Annotated in this window: 14 protein-coding genes; 2 read left to right on the top strand and 12 right to left on the bottom strand. The window is 71.5% G+C overall.

Annotated features, from left to right (window positions below; all coding sequences use genetic code 11):
• Positions 1-56: 56 nt before the first annotated feature.
• The 10 genes from AB0C66_RS14060 to aceA all read right to left on the bottom strand — a co-directional run bounded on the left by AB0C66_RS14060 (position 57) and on the right by aceA (position 12,570).
• The gene (locus tag AB0C66_RS14060; protein ID WP_362436965.1) at positions 57-998 is read right to left on the bottom strand and encodes an isocyanide synthase family protein; all 942 of its coding nucleotides are present in this window, start codon (positions 996-998) and stop codon (positions 57-59) included.
• A 14-nt stretch (positions 999-1,012) separates the two neighbouring features.
• Positions 1,013-2,269: a cytochrome P450 gene (locus AB0C66_RS14055; protein ID WP_362436963.1), complete on the bottom strand. Its 1,257-nt coding sequence runs from the start codon at positions 2,267-2,269 to the stop codon at positions 1,013-1,015.
• 12 nt (positions 2,270-2,281) lie between these two features.
• The gene (asnB, locus tag AB0C66_RS14050; protein ID WP_362436961.1) at positions 2,282-4,120 is read right to left on the bottom strand and encodes an asparagine synthase (glutamine-hydrolyzing); all 1,839 of its coding nucleotides are present in this window, start codon (positions 4,118-4,120) and stop codon (positions 2,282-2,284) included.
• Between the two features lie 16 nt (positions 4,121-4,136).
• On the bottom strand, positions 4,137-5,546 hold the full coding sequence (locus AB0C66_RS14045) for an MFS transporter (RefSeq protein ID WP_362436959.1): 1,410 nt from the start codon (positions 5,544-5,546) through the stop codon (positions 4,137-4,139).
• Positions 5,543-6,337 carry an ABC transporter ATP-binding protein gene (locus AB0C66_RS14040; protein ID WP_362436957.1) on the bottom strand — a complete coding sequence of 265 codons (795 nt, stop codon included), beginning with the start codon at positions 6,335-6,337 and terminating at the stop codon, positions 5,543-5,545. Before AB0C66_RS14040 ends, AB0C66_RS14045 begins: the two co-directional genes overlap by 4 nt.
• Positions 6,334-7,386, bottom strand: coding sequence for an iron ABC transporter permease (locus tag AB0C66_RS14035; protein ID WP_362437383.1), 1,053 nt, complete (start codon positions 7,384-7,386; stop codon positions 6,334-6,336). Before AB0C66_RS14035 ends, AB0C66_RS14040 begins: the two co-directional genes overlap by 4 nt.
• Before the next feature lie 11 nt (positions 7,387-7,397).
• Positions 7,398-8,468, bottom strand: a complete 1,071-nt coding sequence (locus AB0C66_RS14030; protein ID WP_362436955.1) for an ABC transporter substrate-binding protein — start codon at positions 8,466-8,468, stop codon at positions 7,398-7,400.
• 251 nt (positions 8,469-8,719) lie between these two features.
• Entirely contained in the window at positions 8,720-9,589 is an 870-nt protein-coding gene (locus AB0C66_RS14025) for a 3-hydroxybutyryl-CoA dehydrogenase (RefSeq protein WP_362436953.1), read from the bottom strand.
• Positions 9,586-11,178, bottom strand: a complete 1,593-nt coding sequence (gene aceB / locus AB0C66_RS14020) for a malate synthase A (protein ID WP_362436951.1) — start codon at positions 11,176-11,178, stop codon at positions 9,586-9,588. The genes AB0C66_RS14025 and aceB overlap by 4 nt, the downstream gene beginning before the upstream one ends.
• A gap of 108 nt (positions 11,179-11,286) precedes the next feature.
• Complete coding sequence (aceA, locus tag AB0C66_RS14015) at positions 11,287-12,570, bottom strand: isocitrate lyase (RefSeq protein ID WP_362436949.1); 1,284 nt, start codon at positions 12,568-12,570, stop codon at positions 11,287-11,289.
• A gap of 297 nt (positions 12,571-12,867) precedes the next feature.
• On the opposite strand from aceA, the gene AB0C66_RS14010 reads away from it, so the two are divergent.
• A complete protein-coding gene (locus AB0C66_RS14010; protein ID WP_362436947.1) occupies positions 12,868-14,274 on the top strand; it encodes a short-chain fatty acyl-CoA regulator family protein in 1,407 nt (468 codons plus the stop codon).
• Positions 14,275-14,321: 47 nt separating this feature from the next.
• The gene (cobF, locus tag AB0C66_RS14005; RefSeq protein WP_362436945.1) at positions 14,322-15,137 is read left to right on the top strand and encodes a precorrin-6A synthase (deacetylating); all 816 of its coding nucleotides are present in this window, start codon (positions 14,322-14,324) and stop codon (positions 15,135-15,137) included.
• Positions 15,138-15,186: 49 nt separating this feature from the next.
• Here cobF and AB0C66_RS14000 read toward each other — a convergent pair whose 3' ends face one another.
• On the bottom strand, positions 15,187-15,669 hold the full coding sequence (locus AB0C66_RS14000; RefSeq protein WP_362436943.1) for a VOC family protein: 483 nt from the start codon (positions 15,667-15,669) through the stop codon (positions 15,187-15,189).
• A gap of 81 nt (positions 15,670-15,750) precedes the next feature.
• Positions 15,751-16,518 (bottom strand): glycine betaine ABC transporter substrate-binding protein, encoded by a 768-nt coding sequence (locus tag AB0C66_RS13995; RefSeq protein ID WP_362436941.1) that lies wholly within the window; start codon positions 16,516-16,518, stop codon positions 15,751-15,753.
• Positions 16,519-16,621: the final 103 nt, after the last annotated feature.

The following is a 16,621-nucleotide window of genomic DNA, read 5'->3' as shown; positions in this document are numbered from 1 at the left end:
GGGGAGGGCGAACCGCTCACCGGTACGGCGTCTGTGTGACGCGGGAGGGAACAGGCTCAGCCCGAGGGGTCCTGGGCGAAGTGACTGGGTCTCCCGTCCCGCAGGACCAGACGCCCCATCCGAGCCGCCCGGGCGCGCGGTATGAGGGTCCAGGTGCCGTCGGCGCGGTGCAGGGCGGCCGAATGCCAGGGCGTGGTCCAGGCGTCGGGCGCGTCGAGGAGGCGGATGCCGAACTTGGCCGCGCCGAGGGGCTGGGGATGGATGGACAGCCGGATGGCGTGTGGATGGTGGTCGGCGATGAGCTCCCCCCAGGCCCGGCTGCGCTGGATCACCCCGTAGGCCCGCTGGCGGCATTGGCGTTGCAGGGATGAGCGGGTGCCCCGGTGCGCGGCGGTGTCCTCGACGAGGAAGCGGGTGATACCGCGGTAGAGGGCGAGGGCGTGTTCGTCCGTGCGGATCTGGGCGCGCAGGGAGTCCAGGGTGGGGGCGTAACGCTCATGGACATGTGTGCGTTTCGCGTCGTGCGGGAGGTCGCCCAGAACGTCCCGCAGGTCGAAGACGGACAGTCGCTCCAGCCCCAACCTCCCTATGAGAAGGCGCAGTTCGTCGGCGTAGGCGTCGATGCCGTGGTCGGGGACGCCGATGAGGTCGCCGAAGATATGGCCGTCGGAGCAGATGACCAGGCGGGCGCCGGGTGGATAGATCCGCTCGATCGCGCCGCACACCGCGTCGAGGAAGCTGAGGGAGAGGCGTTCGCCCATGTCGGGGAGGTGCCCGAGCACTTTGGCGGGGTTGGGGGACTTACAGGGGAAGCCGGGCAGGGTGAACACGAGGGGGGCGCCCTCCCGTACGAAACCGGCGATCTGCCGCAGTTGCCGCGGAAACGCCTCGGCGGAGCCGCGGGCCCGCTCGGTCGTCCGGTGGTGCGGCAGCAGCAGGTCCAGGATCGCGGCGCTGATGCTCGTGGCGAGCGCGGGCGTTGCGGTCGACGACGACATGGTGTTCCTGAGGCTCAGAGCCGTCGGTCGTAGCCGACGGGCAGGTGGTTGGTGCCCCGGCCGAGCACGGCCGGGATCCACTGGATGTCCTCGTCCCTGATGGCCAGGTGGACACCGGGGAGGCGGGCGAGGAGGGTGCCGAGCGCGATCTGGAGTTCGGCGCGGGCCAGGGCGGCGCCGGGGCAGAAGTGGATGCCGTGGCCGAAGGCGAGATGGGGGTTGGGACTGCGGTCGAGCTCGAGGGTGTCCGGATCGGGGAAACGGCGCGGGTCGCGGTTGGCGGCGCACAGGGAGACGATCACCGAGTCACCGGCCGGGACCTCCGTGCCGTGCAGCTCACTGTCCTTGCCGAAGAAGCGCCAGGTGGTCAGCTCGAAGGCGCTGTCGTAGCGGAGGAGTTCCTCCACGGCGCGGGGGAGCAGATCCGGATGGTCACGCAGCCGGGCAAGCTCGCCCGGGTGGCGGAAGAGGGCGATCAGCGCCGTGGTGATCTGGTTGGTGACCGGCTCCTGGCCCGCCACCAGGAGCTGGAAGATCATGGAGTCCAGCTCCTCCTGGGACAGTTCGCCGCGGTCGCGGGCCTCGACCAGGCGGCCGAGCAGATCGTCGTCGCCACCCTCACGCTTATGGGCGACGACCTCGGCGATATAGCTCTGGAGACCGTGCAGTCTCGCCTCGTACAGCGGGCGTCCGGGGTCGGTGGGGCCGACCGGCTGGACGACCTTGCCCCAGTCGCGGTCGAAGCGGCTCGCCAGCTCATGCTGAAGGCCGATGACTTCGGCGAGTACCTGGAACGGATAGTGCGCGGCGAAGCCGCTGACCAGGTCGGCGGGGCCGGTTTCGGGCAGGGCGTCGACCAGGGCGTCGGCCAGTTCCTGGAAGCGGGGGCGGAGGCTCTCGACGCGGCGCGGAGTGAAGGCGTCGGTGACGAAGCGCCGCATACGGGTGTGGTCGGGCGGATCCTGGTGGAGGAGGTGGACCTGGAGCTGCGAGTGCTGCGGCTCCGGCATGATCGAGGCGCGGGCGCGCCAGCGGTCGTTGCCCCGGTCGTGGTTCTTGCCGAGACGGTCGTCGTTCAGCGCGGAGTGGGCCGCGTCGTAGCCGGTGACCAGCCACGCCCGCACTCCGCTGGGGAAGAGCACACGGTGGACCGGACCCGTGTCGCGCATCCGCGCGTAGAGCGGGTAGGGATCGGCCTTGTAGGGGCAGCCCGACAGCGGTATCGGCTCGGCCGGGGCGCCGGTGGCCGTCCGGGGTTCCTGGAGGGTCATGAACGGGGCTCCTCAGAGGGCGAGTTCGGGCTGATGGTGGTCCAGCCACAGGGCGAGGTCGACGACGCGCTCCAGCCGCAGCCGGTGGCCCCACTCCAGCCGGTCGGGAGGGGTGTCCAGACAGGGTTTGAGGCGGGTCTCATCAGCCAGGGCACGGACCCGCTCGGTGGCCAGGGCCTCCCGGGCCAGGTCCTGGAGGCCGCGGTTGTAGGCCGGGTGATGGGTTGCCGGGTAGTGGTTCTTGGGCCGGTGCAGCACCGAGTCGGGGGCCAGTCCGGTGGCCGCTGCCCGCAGCAGGCTCTTCTCACGGCCGTCGAAGCTCTTCAGCGACCACGGTGTGTTGAAGGCGTACTCGACGAGGCGGTGGTCGCAGTAGGGGACGCGGACCTCAAGCCCCTGGGCCATGCTCAACCGGTCCTTGCGGTGCAGGAGTTGGCGCAGCCAGCGGGTGAGGGAGAGGTGCTGCATCTCGCGCTGGCGGTGCTCGGCCGGGGTCTCGTCGTCCAGATGCGGTACGGCGGCCAGCGCGGCGCGGTAGGTGTCATCGCGGAACTCGGCGATACCCAGGCCGAGTTCGGGGTTGAGGGGCATGGCGGCCTCGTCGCCGGTGACCAGGAGCCAGGGGAAGGTGTCCGCCGCCAGCGCCGCCGGGCGGTGGAACCACGGATAGCCGCCGAAGACCTCGTCGGCGGCCTCACCGGACACGGCGACGGTGGAGTGCCGGCGTATCTCCCCGAACAGCAGATAGAGCGAGGTGTCCATATCGCCGACGCCGATCGGCGAGTCACGGGCCGCGACCACCGCCCGGCGGTGCTCGGGCTCGAGCAGGGAGCGCGGGTCGAGGACGACGGTGCTGTGGTCGGTGCCGATGAAGCCACCGGCCTCGATGGCGTACGGGGTGTCATGGCCGGTGCGCAGCACATCGCCGGTGAACCGCTCGGCCTGGTCGCTGTAGTCCACGGCGTAGGAGCGGATACGGGCGTCGGGGCCTTCGCGCAGCCGCAGTTCGTCGGCGAGCAGGGCGGTCAGGACGGTGGAGTCGATACCACCGGACAGCAGGGAGCACAGCGGTACGTCGGCCTCCAGCTGGCCGCGTGCGGCGCCGTCGACCAGCTCACGGACCCGCTCGACCGTCTCCTCCCGGCCGTCGCCGTGCGCCCGGGCCGCCAGCTGCCAGTAGCGGCGTTCGCGGATACCGCCGCGGTCCAGCACGAGCAGCCCGCCGGGCTCGACCTCCCGCACCCCGGACCACACCGTCGGACCGGTGTTGAACAGCAGGCTGTACGCCTCACGCAGCCCGTCGGCGTCGACCCGCGGCCGGATCTCGGGATGGGCGAACAGCGCCTTGGGTTCGGAGGCGAAGGCGAGGCCGCCCTCGACAGGCGCCCAGAACAGCGGTTTGACGCCCAGCCGGTCACGCACCAGCAGCAGCCGCCCCGCCCGTTCGTCCCAGACGGCGAAGGCGAACATGCCCTCCAGGTGGTCGGCCATGTCCTCGCCCCACTCGGCGTAGGCGCGCAGCACCACCTCGGTGTCGCTGCGGGTGCGGAAGACATGTCCCCGGCCGCTCAGTTCGGCCCGCAGCTCATGGTGGTTGTAGACCTCGCCGCTGTAGCCGAGCACGGCGGTCGGCTCATCCGGGCGGTCCGCCATGGGCTGGGCGCCACCGGTCGGGTCGATGACGGCGAGACGGCGGTGGCCGATCGCGGCGTGTTGGCCGAGCCAGACACCGCCGGCGTCCGGGCCGCGGGGGGTGAGGGCGGCGGTCATGGCCTCGATGACCGTGGCGCGGGTGCGCACCTCATCGTGGAGGGGCGGGCGGAAGGACGCCCAGCCGGTGATTCCGCACATACAGATCGCTCCTCGGTCAGCGGTGGGCGGCGGGCGCCGCGTCGGTGGTCCTGTCGGCCTTGGACCCGGACCGCGTCCGGTCCCATGCGAGCAGGGGTACGGCGAGACAGGCGGCGGTGGCGGCCAGGGTCAGCCCCGCCGCTGCCCCGCCGCCCAGCCCCCAGGCGGCGGTGGCCAGGGCCGGGCCGAGGGTGAAGCCGAGGCTGCGGGCGAGCTGCACGGTGGACCCGACGGTGGCGGCGCGCTCCGCCGGGGCGGCGCCCATGACCAGCGCCTGGGTGGGACCGCCGGTCAGGCCCATCCCCACCCCGGCCAGCGCCAGCCGCCAGGCCAGCTGCGCCGCCGATCCGTTGTCGCCGACCGGGATCAGCAGCAGCAGTCCGGCCGCGGTGAGCGCCGCGCCGATGACCGCGACCGGCCGGGCGGCGTACCGGTCGGCGAGACGTCCGCCGAGCGGACCGGCCAGCCCCATGCCGAGCGGGAAGGCGAGGACGATCAGACCGGTGGTGGTGGCGCTGACGCCGTCGTCCCGCTGGAGGTGCAGGGCGAGGACGTAGTGCATGGCCGCGAATCCGGCCGCGAGGGTCAGTACCGCCGCATGAGCCGGCAGCAGCCCCGCCGTGCGCAGGACACCGGTGACCGGACGGCCCCCGGGGCCGCGCAGCCACCACCACAGCGGAGCCACCGCGACCGCCGCCAGGAGCAGCCACGGCGGGCTGCCCGACGCCAGTGTCAACGCCAGCGACAGCGTCGCGACACCGCTGGCCACCAGCAGCGCGTCGGTCACCGAGCGGCGATCGGGCGGGCGCGGTCCGCCGTCCCGGGGCATCGCCCGCCAGGCGACGACCAGGGCCAGCACACAGAACGGGATCTTGACCAGCAGGACGGACCGCCAGCCCCAGTGGTCGATCAGCAGACCGCCGACGGCCGGGCCGGTCACCGCGCCCAGCGGGCCCAGGGTCGCGGGTACGCTCATGGCCCGCCCGCGCCGTTCCGGCCGTACCGACCGGATGGCCAGCACCGGCATCAGCACGAACAGCACCGCGCCGAAGGCCCCTTGGGTCAGGCGGGCGGCGATCAGCCATCCTGCCCAGGGCGCGACGGCGGCCAGAGCGCTGCACACGGCGAAGCCGGTGGTGGCGGTCAGCAGGGCGGAACGCGGGCCGACGCGGTCCAGCCACCGGCCGACCGGCAACAGCAGGGCCACCACGGAGATCTGATAGCCGAGCACGGCCCACTGCGCGGTCCGCGCGGACACCCCCAGACTGTCGGCGATATCCGCCAGGGCCACGTTGACGATGTTCATATCGAGCATCGCCACGAACGACAGCACGCCCGCCACGGCCACCAGCGTCCAGCGGTCTTCCTCCGGGGAACCGGCGGCCATGCCACCGGGCGGCTCCGAACCGGGACTTCGCCGTGTCACTTCAGGCACCCCCTCACCACCGCCGGTATCCGGTGGTCGAACGCGATCAGCGGGTCCCCGGTGAGGGGATGGTCGACAACGGCCGCCCGCACCCCGAACGCCTCGGCCATCAGCTCCGGGGTGAGGACGTCACGCGGTGGTCCGGAAGCGATCACGGCCCCGGCATGCAGCACATGCAGCCGGTCGCAGACGGACGCGGCCGCGTTGAGGTCGTGCAGGGACACCAGCGTCGTACGGCGCTGCGCGCGGAGCAGGGCCAGCAGCTCCACCTGATGACGGACGTCGAGGTGGTTGGTCGGTTCGTCCAGGACCAGGACATCCGGGGTCTGGGCGAACGCGCGGGCCAGCAGCACCCGTTGGCGCTCGCCACCGGACAGAGCGGTGAACCGGCGCCCGGCATGGCCCTCCATGCCGACATCGGCCAGCGCCCGGGCGACGGTGTCGCGGTCCTCGGCGTCCTCCGCCGCGAAGGCCCGTTTGTACGGTGTGCGCCCCATCACCACCACCTCCCGGACGGTCAGCTCGAAGTCGCTGCCCCGCTCCTGCGGGAGCGCGGCCACATGGCGCGCCGATTCGACGGGGCTCATCCGCCGGATATCGGTACCGGCCAGCAGCACCCTTCCGGCGCTGGGCCTCATATGCCGGTAGACCGTCCGCAGGAGCGTCGACTTGCCGCTGCCGTTGGGCCCGACCAGACCGGTGATCTCCCCCTCGGCCGCGATCAGATGGGCGCCCGCCACGACCGTCCGTCCGGCGTACGCGATATGCAGGTCCTCGATCTCGATCCTCAACTGTCGCTCCCCAGCCGCCGGTCCAGCAGATACAACAGCGCGGGCGCCCCGATCAGCGAGGTGACCACACCCACCGGCAGCTCCTGGGTGTCCATCGCCGTACGGCAGACGATGTCGACCACCACCAGCAGCAGCGCACCGAACAGCGCCGAGACCGGCAGCAGACGGCGGTGGTCGCCGCCGACGACCAGGCGGCAGACATGCGGCACCATCAGGGCGACAAACGCGATCGCGCCCGACACGGCGACCAGGACGCCGGTCAGCAGACTGGTGAGGGTGAACAGCTCCCGGCGCAGCCGGGCGGGGTCCACACCGAGTCCGGCCGCGGTCTCATCACCCATGGTCAGGGCGTTCAGCCCACGGGCACGCGCCTGGAGCCACAGGAAGGTCGCGGGTACGGCGACGGCGGGTGCGGTGAGCAACGGCCAGCTCGCCCCGCTCAGACTTCCCATGAGCCAGAACAGCACGCTGTGGGTCTGCTGTTCGTCCCCGGCCTGGAGCACAAGGTAGCTGGTGAAGCCGGACAGGAACTGCCCGATCGCCACCCCGGCCAGCACCAACCGCAGCGGTGCGAACCCTCCCCGGCGCTGGGCCACCGCCCACACCAGGGCGAAGGTGCCGAGCGCTCCCGCGAACGCCGCCCCCGACAGACCAAGACCCAGCGCCCCTCCCGTGCCGAGACCGAGCACGATCGCGGCCACCGCCCCGAGGGAGGCACCGTTGGAGATCCCCAGGAAGTACGGGTCGGCCAGCGGATTGCGGACCAGGGCCTGCATGGCCGTTCCGACGAGACCGAGCCCGGCACCCACCAGCGCGGCCAACAGGGCACGCGGAAGCCGCAGTTGCCATACGATCAGGTCGTTCGTGCCCGCCCGTGGCGCCTCGCCGGACAGCCGTCGCCACACCACGCCCCACACCTCACCGGGGGGAATGGAGGTCGATCCCCAGGCCACCGCCGCCGTCAGCGCCGCGAGCAGTGCCACCCCGAGAGCCATGGCCAGCGCACCGGTACGCGGTCCGCGCAGTTCCGCGGGAGCGGCGCGGCGCATCTCCACGGAGGTCATGACGGGCCGACCTTGCCGGGGTAGAGCGTCTTGGCGATCTCCTCGACGGTGTCGGCGTTCCGGACACCGGCGATGGTGGTCCGCTCCGAGCCGATGCGCAGGAAGTGCCCTTCCTCGACCGCCTTCAGACCCTTGGTGGCGGCGTTGGACCTCAGCCACTTCTCGGCCGCGTCGAACGCCTTCTCGTTGGCCGCCTCGCCGCCCCGGTCGCGCACCCCCAGCTGGATCCAGTCGGGGTTCTTCGCGATGACGTCCTCCCAGCCGACCTGCTTGTAGTCGGCGTCGCAGCCGGCGAAGACGTTGCGGGCCCCGCCCAGGGTGATGACCGCGTTGGCGACCTGCCGGCCGCAGACGACGGTGGGCTGCTGGGTACCGGCGTCGTAGTCGAAGAAGAAGTACGTCGGCCGCTTGCCCTCCGGCGTGCCGCCGACCGCCTTCTGAACGGCGTTCACCTTCTCCTTCATCCCGGCGACGAGCTTCTTCGCCCTGGCGCTCGTACCGGTCACCGCGCCGAGGGAGGTGATGTCGTTCTCCACGGCGGACAGGTCGGTCACCGGGCCCTTGCGCTGCGCCGCGCAGGCCGTGGACTTCAGGTAGATGTGCTTGATCCCGGTGGCCTTGAACTCCTCCTCCGTCGGGGCGTCTCCCATACCACCGCCCATGTTCATCGACGCGAAGGTGTCGATGTAGAGGTCGGCGCCGGAGCCGAGCAGCTTCTCCTTCGGAATCACGTTCTTGCTGAGCACCTTCACCTTCCGCGCCTCCGCGTCCAGCGCGCCGGGCAGCGTGCCCTCGCCGGGCGGGAAGCCGGTGCCTATGATCCGGTCCCCGGCGCCGAGCCGCAGCAGCAGCTCAAGACTGGCGGCGTTGCTGGTGACGATCTTCTTCGAGGGACCGGAGAAGGTGGTCTTGGCGCCCATGCAGTCGGTGACGCTGACGGGGTAGTCACCCGAGCCCGCCTTCTCGGCGCCCTCGTCCGCCGTGTCCTTCCCCCCGCCGCCACAGCCCGCCGCCAGCAGGCCACCGAGCACCACGGCAGCCGTACCGCCCCACACACGAGAACGCATCGAAAGTCTCCAGCTTCCACTCGGTACGCGGGCGAACGTCCGTCACCCGGTCTAGAAGTCGGGACGGACACGCCATGAGTTCCCGCCGAGTTGGCACCGGAGTGAGGACGGAACGGGCGGAGGGCGGGAAGCGCCCTCTGCGCGCTTCCCGCCCTCTCCCGTGAGCGGCCGCCGGTTTCCTCCGCCGACGGTGCGGTCCGGGCCCCTCAGCCCGGTGGTCCGGGCCCCTCAACCCGGCCCCGCCAGGTCGCTCACTCCTGGCCGTACACGTGGAACCCCCGGCCGGTCTTGCGGCCCAGCAGCCTCGCCTCCACCATGCGCTGGAGCAGTGGGGGAGGGGCGTAGAGGGGTTCCTTGAATTCGTCGTAGAGCGATGCGGCGATCGAGGCGACGGTGTCCAGCCCGATCAGGTCCGCCAGCTTGAGCGGGCCCATGGGATGGGCGCAGCCCAGTTCCATGCCCGCGTCGATATCGGCGGCGGTGGCGAACCCGGACTCCGCCATCCGGACCGCCGCCAGCAGGTACGGGACGAGCAGGGCGTTGACGACGAAGCCCGCCCGGTCCCGGGAGTGGACGACCGTCTTGCCGAGGGTCCGCGCCGCGAAGCCCTCCACGGTGGCGATGGTGTCCGGGGCGGTGTGCAGCGAGGTCACCACCTCCACCAGTGGCAGTACCGGGACCGGGTTGAAGAAGTGCAGTCCGACGACCCGGTCGGCGCGGCTGGTGGCCATGCCGAGGCGCATCACGGGGAGGGCGGAGGTGTTTGTCGCCAGGACGGCCGCCGGGTCCTCGACGATCTTGTCGAGTGCGGTGAACACCTCGGTCTTGGCGTCGGCGTTCTCGATGACGGCCTCGATGACAAGCTGCCGGTCGGACAGGTCCTCCAGGCTGCCGGTGAAGATGAGACGGGCCAGCGCGTCCCGCGCCGCCTCCGCCTCCAGCTTGCCCCGCTCCACCGCCCGGTCCAGCGAGGCGGCCACGCGCTCCCGCGCGGCGCGGGCGGCCGTGGCACCGGCCTCGCAGACCACCGTGTCAAGACCGGCGCGTGCGCACACCTCGGCGATGCCCGCGCCCATCTGACCGCCGCCGACCACCCCGACGCGCCGGATGTTCCCGTTCACGCCCGTGCTCCGGTGGTGCGCACGAGGTGGGCCGCGTAGGCGTCCGGGGTGAAGAACAGCGGCAACTCGCCGCTCAGGGCGGTGCGTTCGAAGAGCGCCCGCACCTCGTCTACTGGCGCCCACGGGTACGCGGCGCCGAGCGCGGCCACCTCGTCGTCGAGCAGACGCAGCACCGTCTCCCGGTCGATCACCCGGTGCCGCAGCCACTGCCAGATCTGCACCCGGGCGATCTCGGCGGTGGCCGCGTCCTCCATCAGGCCGTCGAGGGCCACGGCTCCCTGCCCGCGCAGCCAGGCGGCGAAGTAGCCCAGCGCGACCGCGATATTGGTACGCACGCCCTCCGGGGTGGGCGGACCGCTGATCCGGCGCACCGACAGCAGCTCCGCCGCCGTCACATCCACCTCGTCCCGTGTGCGGTCCAGCTGGTGGGGCCGGTCGCCCAGCACCCCGTCGAACACCTCGCGGCACACCGGCACAAGTCCCGGGTGGGCCACCCAGGAGCCGTCGAAGCCGTCCTCGGCCTCCCGCTCCTTGTCCAGCCGCACCTTGGCGAGCGCCGCCTCATGGGCGGCCGGGTCCTTGCTCGGCACCTGCGCGGCCATGCCGCCGATGGCGTGGGCGCCGCGCTTGTGGCAGGTGCGGACCAGCAGTTCGGTGTAGGCCCGCAGGAAGGGGGCGGCCATCGTCACCTTCGCCCGGTCGGGCAGCAGGAAGTCGGTGCGGTGGCCGAAGGTCTTGATCAGGCTGAAGAGGTAGTCCCAGCGGCCCGCGTTCAGACCGGAGCTGTGCTCGCGCAGCTCGTAGAGGATCTCCTCCATCTCGAACGCGGCGGTGATGGTCTCGATGAGGACCGTGGCGCGGATGGTGCCCCGGGGGATGCCCAGCAGATCCTGCGCGGCCCGGAAGATGTCGTTCCAGAGCCGGGCCTCGTAGCGGTTCTCCAGCTTCGGCAGATAGAAGTACGGCCCGTGGCCGGCGTCGATCTGCCGCTGGGCGCAGTGGAAGAAGTACAGGCCGAAGTCGACGAGCGCGGCGGGCACCGGGCGGCCGTCGAACTCCAGGTGGGCCTCGTCGAGATGCCAGCCGCGCGGCCGGACGACGATGGTGGCGAGCCGGTCGCCGAGCCGGTAACGCTTGCCCTCCGGGGTGGTGAAGTCGATCCCGCGCTCGATGGCGTCGAGCAGGGTCAGCTGTCCGCCGATCACATTGTCCCAGGTGGGTGCGGTGGCGTCCTCGAGGTCGGCCATCCACACACGGGCGCCGGAGTTCAGGGCGTTGACCGCCATCCGGCGGTCCGGGGGGCCGGTGATCTCGACGCGGCGGTCGGTGAGACCGGGGGCGGGCGGTGCGACGCGCCAGGACGGGTCGTCGCGGACGGCGGAGGTGACCAGGGGGAAGTCGAGCGCGGAGCCGCTGGCCAGCCGCAGCACCTGGCGACGGCGTTCCCGCAGGAGTTCCTGGCGGCGCTCGCCGAACGTCGCGGCCAGCCGACCGATGAAGTCGAGGGCGGCGGGGGTGAGGATTTCGTCGTGGCGGTCGCCCGGGGCCGCGAGGACGTGGACGCGACGGGTCGGTGCGCTGATGGACATCGGGTTCTCCTCGAGGAGGGAGGGAGCGGGGGTCGGACGGGGACGGTCGTACGACCCCCGCTCGGCCGGGGCGGATCGGACGGCGCCCAGGGGGGAGGGACGAGGGGCCTAGTGGAACTGCTCCTCTTCGGTGGAGCCGGTCAGCGCGGTGGTGGACGAGGCGGGGTTGACGGCGGTGGACACCAGGTCGAAGTAGCCGGTGCCGACCTCCCGCTGGTGCTTCACCGCCGTGAAACCGTGCTCCTGCGCGGCGAACTCGCGCTCCTGGAGGTCGACATACGCGGTCATGCCGTGCTCGGCGTAGCCACGGGCGAGGTCGAACATCCCGTGGTTGAGGGAGTGGAAGCCGGCCAGGGTGATGAACTGGAAGCGGTAGCCCATCGCGCCCAGCTCCCGCTGGAACTTGGCGATCTGGTCGTCGTCCAGCGACGCCTTCCAGTTGAACGAGGGCGAGCAGTTGTAGGCCAGCATCTGGTCCGGGTACCGCGCGTGGATCGCCTCGGCGAACTCGCGCGCCTGGGCCAGGTCCGGGGTACCGGTCTCGACCCAGATGAGGTCGGCGTAGGGGGCGTAGGCAAGGCCACGGGCGATGACCGGCTCCATACCGTTGCGGACCCGGTAGAAGCCCTCCGCCGTGCGCTCACCGGTGACGAACTCGGCGTCCCGTTCATCCACATCGCTGGTCAGCAGGTTGGCAGCCAGGGCATCGGTACGGGCGACGATGAGGGTGGGCACATCGGCGATGTCCGCCGCCAGCCGGGCCGCGTTGAGGGTACGGATGTGCTGCGAGGTGGGCACCAGGACCTTGCCACCGAGGTGGCCGCACTTCTTCTCCGAGGCCAACTGGTCCTCGTAGTGGATGCCCGCCGCACCCGCCGCGATCATCGCCTTGGTGAGCTCGAAGGCGTTGAGCGGGCCACCGAACCCGGCCTCCGCGTCGGCCACGACCGGGGCCAGCCAGTCGGTGGTGTCACCGGCGCCCTCGGCGGTGGCGATCTGGTCGGCGCGCAGCAGCGCGTTGTTGATCCGGCGCACCACCTGCGGCACCGAGTTGGCCGGGTACAGACTCTGGTCGGGGTAGGTGTGGCCGGCCTGGTTGGCGTCGGCGGCCACCTGCCACCCGGACAGGTAGATGGCCTGAAGACCGGCCTTCACCTGCTGCACCGCCTGCCCGCCGGTCAGCGCGCCGAGCGCGTGGAGGTAGTCCCGCTCGTGCAACTGCCGCCACAGCCGCTCGGCGCCGCGCCGGGCGAGCGTGTGCTCCTCGCGGATGCTGCCGGACAGCCGGATCACCTCGTCGGCGGTGTAGGTGCGCTCGATGCCCTGCCACCGGGGGTCGGTGGCCCAGCGCCGCGCCAGTTCCTCGGCCGCCCGCGTCCTCGCCTCTGCCATGACTGTCACCGTCTCCTCGTCTGTGCTGATTGCCAAGTCCCTGCCTGGGGGCGCAGGGAGTGGCACTGTGTGTCGCATCGCTGGACCGCGGCCGACCGTCACACCGTGGTTCACCGTCGATGGTCGCCAGGTCCGGCGGGCCGCACTGAAGACACTGGCACTGGCACTGAGTGCCATCAAGCGTGGACTCATGCCAACTTTTGCGAATCTTCCGCGTGTGGATTGCCAACTTTGCGAAGGGCGGGTGGCGGGCCGTATGGCATAGGCTGGCCGCACCCGGACACGGAGGATCACACGGTGGGAAAGACGTACGCGGGGGCGCGCCTGCGGCGGCTGCGCGAGGAGCGTCGGATGAGCCAGGCGGAGCTGGCCCGGGTCCTCGCCATCTCACCCAGCTATCTGAACCAGATGGAGCATGACTCCCGCCCGCTCACCGTCCCGGTCCTGCTACGGCTGACCGAAGCCTTCGGTATCGACCCGGGCTTCTTCTCCGAACGCGATACGACCCGGCTGGTGGCGGATCTCCGTGAGGCGCTGGCCGGTGAGCTCGCCGAGGCCCGGCTCTCCACGGTGGACCTGGCCGATCTTGCGGCGCGGATGCCAGCGGTGGCGCAGGTCCTGCTCGGCCTCGGCCGCCGCAACCAGCAACTGGCCGAACGCCTCGCCGGAGCCACCGACGGCCGCGGCGCCGACCAGGAGGAACCCCGCTCACCCCATGAGGAGATCCGGGACTTCTTCTACCGCCGTCAGAACTACCTCCACGCCACCGACCTCGCGGCCGAGCAGCTGTCCCAGGAGATCGGTATCCGGCCGGGCGAGGTACTCCCCGCGCTGACCGCCCGCCTCGCCGACCGCCATGGGGTCCGGCTGGCCGCCGCGACCGGGGAGCGTCTGCACCACTACGACGAAGCGGCCCGCACCCTGCACCTGTCGACGCGGATGCGCCCCGGGCAGCGCGCGTTCCGCATGGCGACCCAACTCGCGCTGCTCGAATACGGAGATGAGCTCGACCAGCAGGCCGTCGAGGACTTCCCGCACGGCTCACCCGCCCACGCCCTGGCCCGTATCGGCATCGCCAACTACTTCGCGGCCGCGCTGATCCTGCCCTACCGCGCCTTCCACACCGCGGCGGAGGAGGTGCGCTATGACATCGAACGTCTCACCGACCGCTACGGCCTCGGCTACGAGACCATCTGCCACCGGCTGAGCACCCTCCAGCGCCCCCGGCTGCGCGGCGTACCGTTCTCGTTCGTCCGCGTCGACCGGGCCGGAAACATGTCCAAGCGGCAGTCCGCCACCGGCTTCCACTTCTCCCGCGCGGGCGGCACCTGCCCGCTGTGGAACGTCTACGAGGCGTTCGCCGCCCCCGGCCGGATCCACGTCCAGATCGCCGAGATGCCCGACGGTCAGCGCTACCTCTGGACGGCTCGTGCGGTCACCCGGCACCGCGGCGGCTGGGGCGAACCCGGCAAAACCTTCGCCATCGGCCTGGGCTGCGAGATCCGGCACGCCCACCGCCTCGTCTACGCGGGCGGTCTCGACCTCGACAACGCGTCCGCCGCCACCCCGATCGGCATGGGCTGCCGCGCCTGCGAACGCCTCGACTGCCCCCAGCGCGCGGCCCCGCCCCTCGGACACGCGCTCCGGATCGACCAGCACAGCAGCACCTTTGTGCCGTATCCGGTGGCGCGGCCCGCGGAGTGAGCGCAGAGTCCGCCCGTCCCCGACCCCCCGCCCAGAAGGCCCTCACCATGAGCATGGACCAGCGCCACCTCCTCGTCATCGGCATCGGAGCCGGTGATCCGGACCATCTGACCCTCGCGGCGGTGAAGGCCATGCGCCGCGCCGATGTCTTCTTCATCCTCGGCAAGGGGCGGGACAAGTCCGCACTCACCGATCTCCGGCGCGACATGCTCGAGGAGCACGCCCGGACGCCCTACCGCGTCGTCGAGGCGGAGGATCCGTGGCGCGACCGGACGACGGAGGGCCGCGGCGCGTACACCGCCGCGGTCCACGACTGGCGGGGCCGCCGCGCCGACGTCTACGAGCGGCTCATCCGCGGGGAGTTGGCACCGGGGGAGACCGGCGCGTTCCTGGTGTGGGGCGATCCCGCCCTGTACGACAGCACACTGGGGATCCTGGCCGAGATCGAGGCGCGGGGCACACTCGCCCTCGGAGTCGAGGTGATTCCCGGGATCAGCAGTGTCTCCACGCTGGCGGCCCGGCATGGCATCACCCTGAACCAGGTCGGACGCCCGGTCCACATCACCCCCGCGCGCAGGCTCGCGGAGGCGGACCTCAACGGCGACGCCGACATCGTCGTGATGCTCGACGCCCATGAGTCGTTCACCCGGTTCGAGGGCGACGAGGTGTGGATCTACTGGGGTGCCTACCTCGGGACGCCCGACGAACTCCTCGTCTCCGGCCGGCTGTCGGACGTCGCGGAACACATCAGCCGGGTCCGTGCCGCGGCACGGACCCGGCACGGCTGGATCATGGACACCTATCTTCTGCGCCTCGTCGACGGACCGGCGGAGGACGCTGTGGGGAGGGACGAGAAGGCGTAGCGGAGCATGTGCGCTGCCGGTGCCCCCGCGTCCCTCCCTCGGCGTCCCGCTACGCGTCGCGCAGCGCGGGCCGCCTGATGAACTCGATGACCTCGCCGTCCGGACCATGGACGAAGGCCACCTGAAGGGTCATCGGGGCGTCGCCCTTCGCCTCGACCTCGGCCGGGGCCATCAGCGGCTCGGCGCCCGCCTCGACCGCCCGCCGGAACAGCTCGGCGGGGTTGTCGGTACGCACCGCGAAGTGGACCAGCGCGGCGTTCCGCGCCCGCTCCTCGGCGCTCGGGCGCACGTCCTCCGGTGACAGCGCCGTGGCCGAGCCACCGGGCGGGGTGGACGCGGCATCGAAGATCTCGATGATCCGGTCGTCACCGGCGTCCAGGAACACACAGCGGTTCACCCCCGCCTCGGGTGCGGTCCATTCGTTGAGGAAGCGGAACTGGAGCGCCTCGGTGTAGAAGCGGACGGTGGCGTCGAGGTCATAGGCGCGCAGGGCGATGTGGTCGAGGCCCTGGTTGAGGGAGGTGGTGGACATGGGTCGGTCTCCTGTGTGCGAGGGGGTGGTGGGTGATGTGATGGGTGGGAAGTGGCCGAGTGGCGACGGATCGCGGGGGTTTCAGCGGGCCATGCGTTCCGCGTCCCGCAGATACCGGTCGGCCGCGTCCAGCGGTGCGAGCCCGTTGACATTGATGAGCTTGTCGATCGCCTCGACGCCGTCGTTGCCCAGGCGCAGCGCACGCAGCCGCTCCAGGGCGGCCGGGGCGAGGGTGGCGAAGGCGGCCTTGGTGACGACCGGGGTCGCCGCGTCCGTCCCGCCGAGCAGCCCCTTGGGTTCGGCGAGGGCGCGCAGTCCATGGACGAGATTGAGGTACTGGGGCCGCCAGATCGGGATGACGAACCATTCCCGCTCGGCGATGCCGCGCTCCACCCGGCTGATGAACGACTGCTCGGTTCCGGGCCGGAACGCGTAACCGGCCCGGTCGAGCCCGTACTCCGTGATCATGCGTGCGGAGAAGCGGCTGATTCCGGCCCCGGGGTTGATGCCGTCGAGGGTCGGTGTCATCCGGTCGGCGACCTCCGGCCGCAGCAGGTCGGCGACCTCGGCGACCCCCTCCACGGGTACGTACGGAGGCACGGCCCATACGCAGTAGGGCGCGTAGTGCGGGTCCAGCATCTGGACGTCGTCCTCGTACCGGGCCAGGTAGGTGCCATGGCTGGCGGGCAGCCAGGCCGAGACGAGCACATCGATCTCCCCCGCCGCCTGGAGGCCGAACAGCTGCTCGTGCGGGGCCTCGACGCTGTGCACCTCATGGCCGGCGTCCTCCAGGACGCGGCGCACGACCGCCGCGGCGGCGCGGTGGAACGAGAGCGAGATGTTACCCACCGTGAGTGACGGAGGGCGCGACGGAACGGGCACGACGGATCCTGTTCGGAGGAGAGGGAAAGGAGAGGGGGAGAGGGGGACTGCCAGGTCTTTCGTGGCGGTC

Source organism: Streptomyces sp. NPDC048636 (genome assembly GCF_040650655.1).
GTDB lineage: Bacteria > Actinomycetota > Actinomycetes > Streptomycetales > Streptomycetaceae > Streptomyces.
The sequence above is the reverse complement of the archived record's forward strand: the minus strand, read 5'-3'. Positions and strand labels throughout refer to the sequence as shown.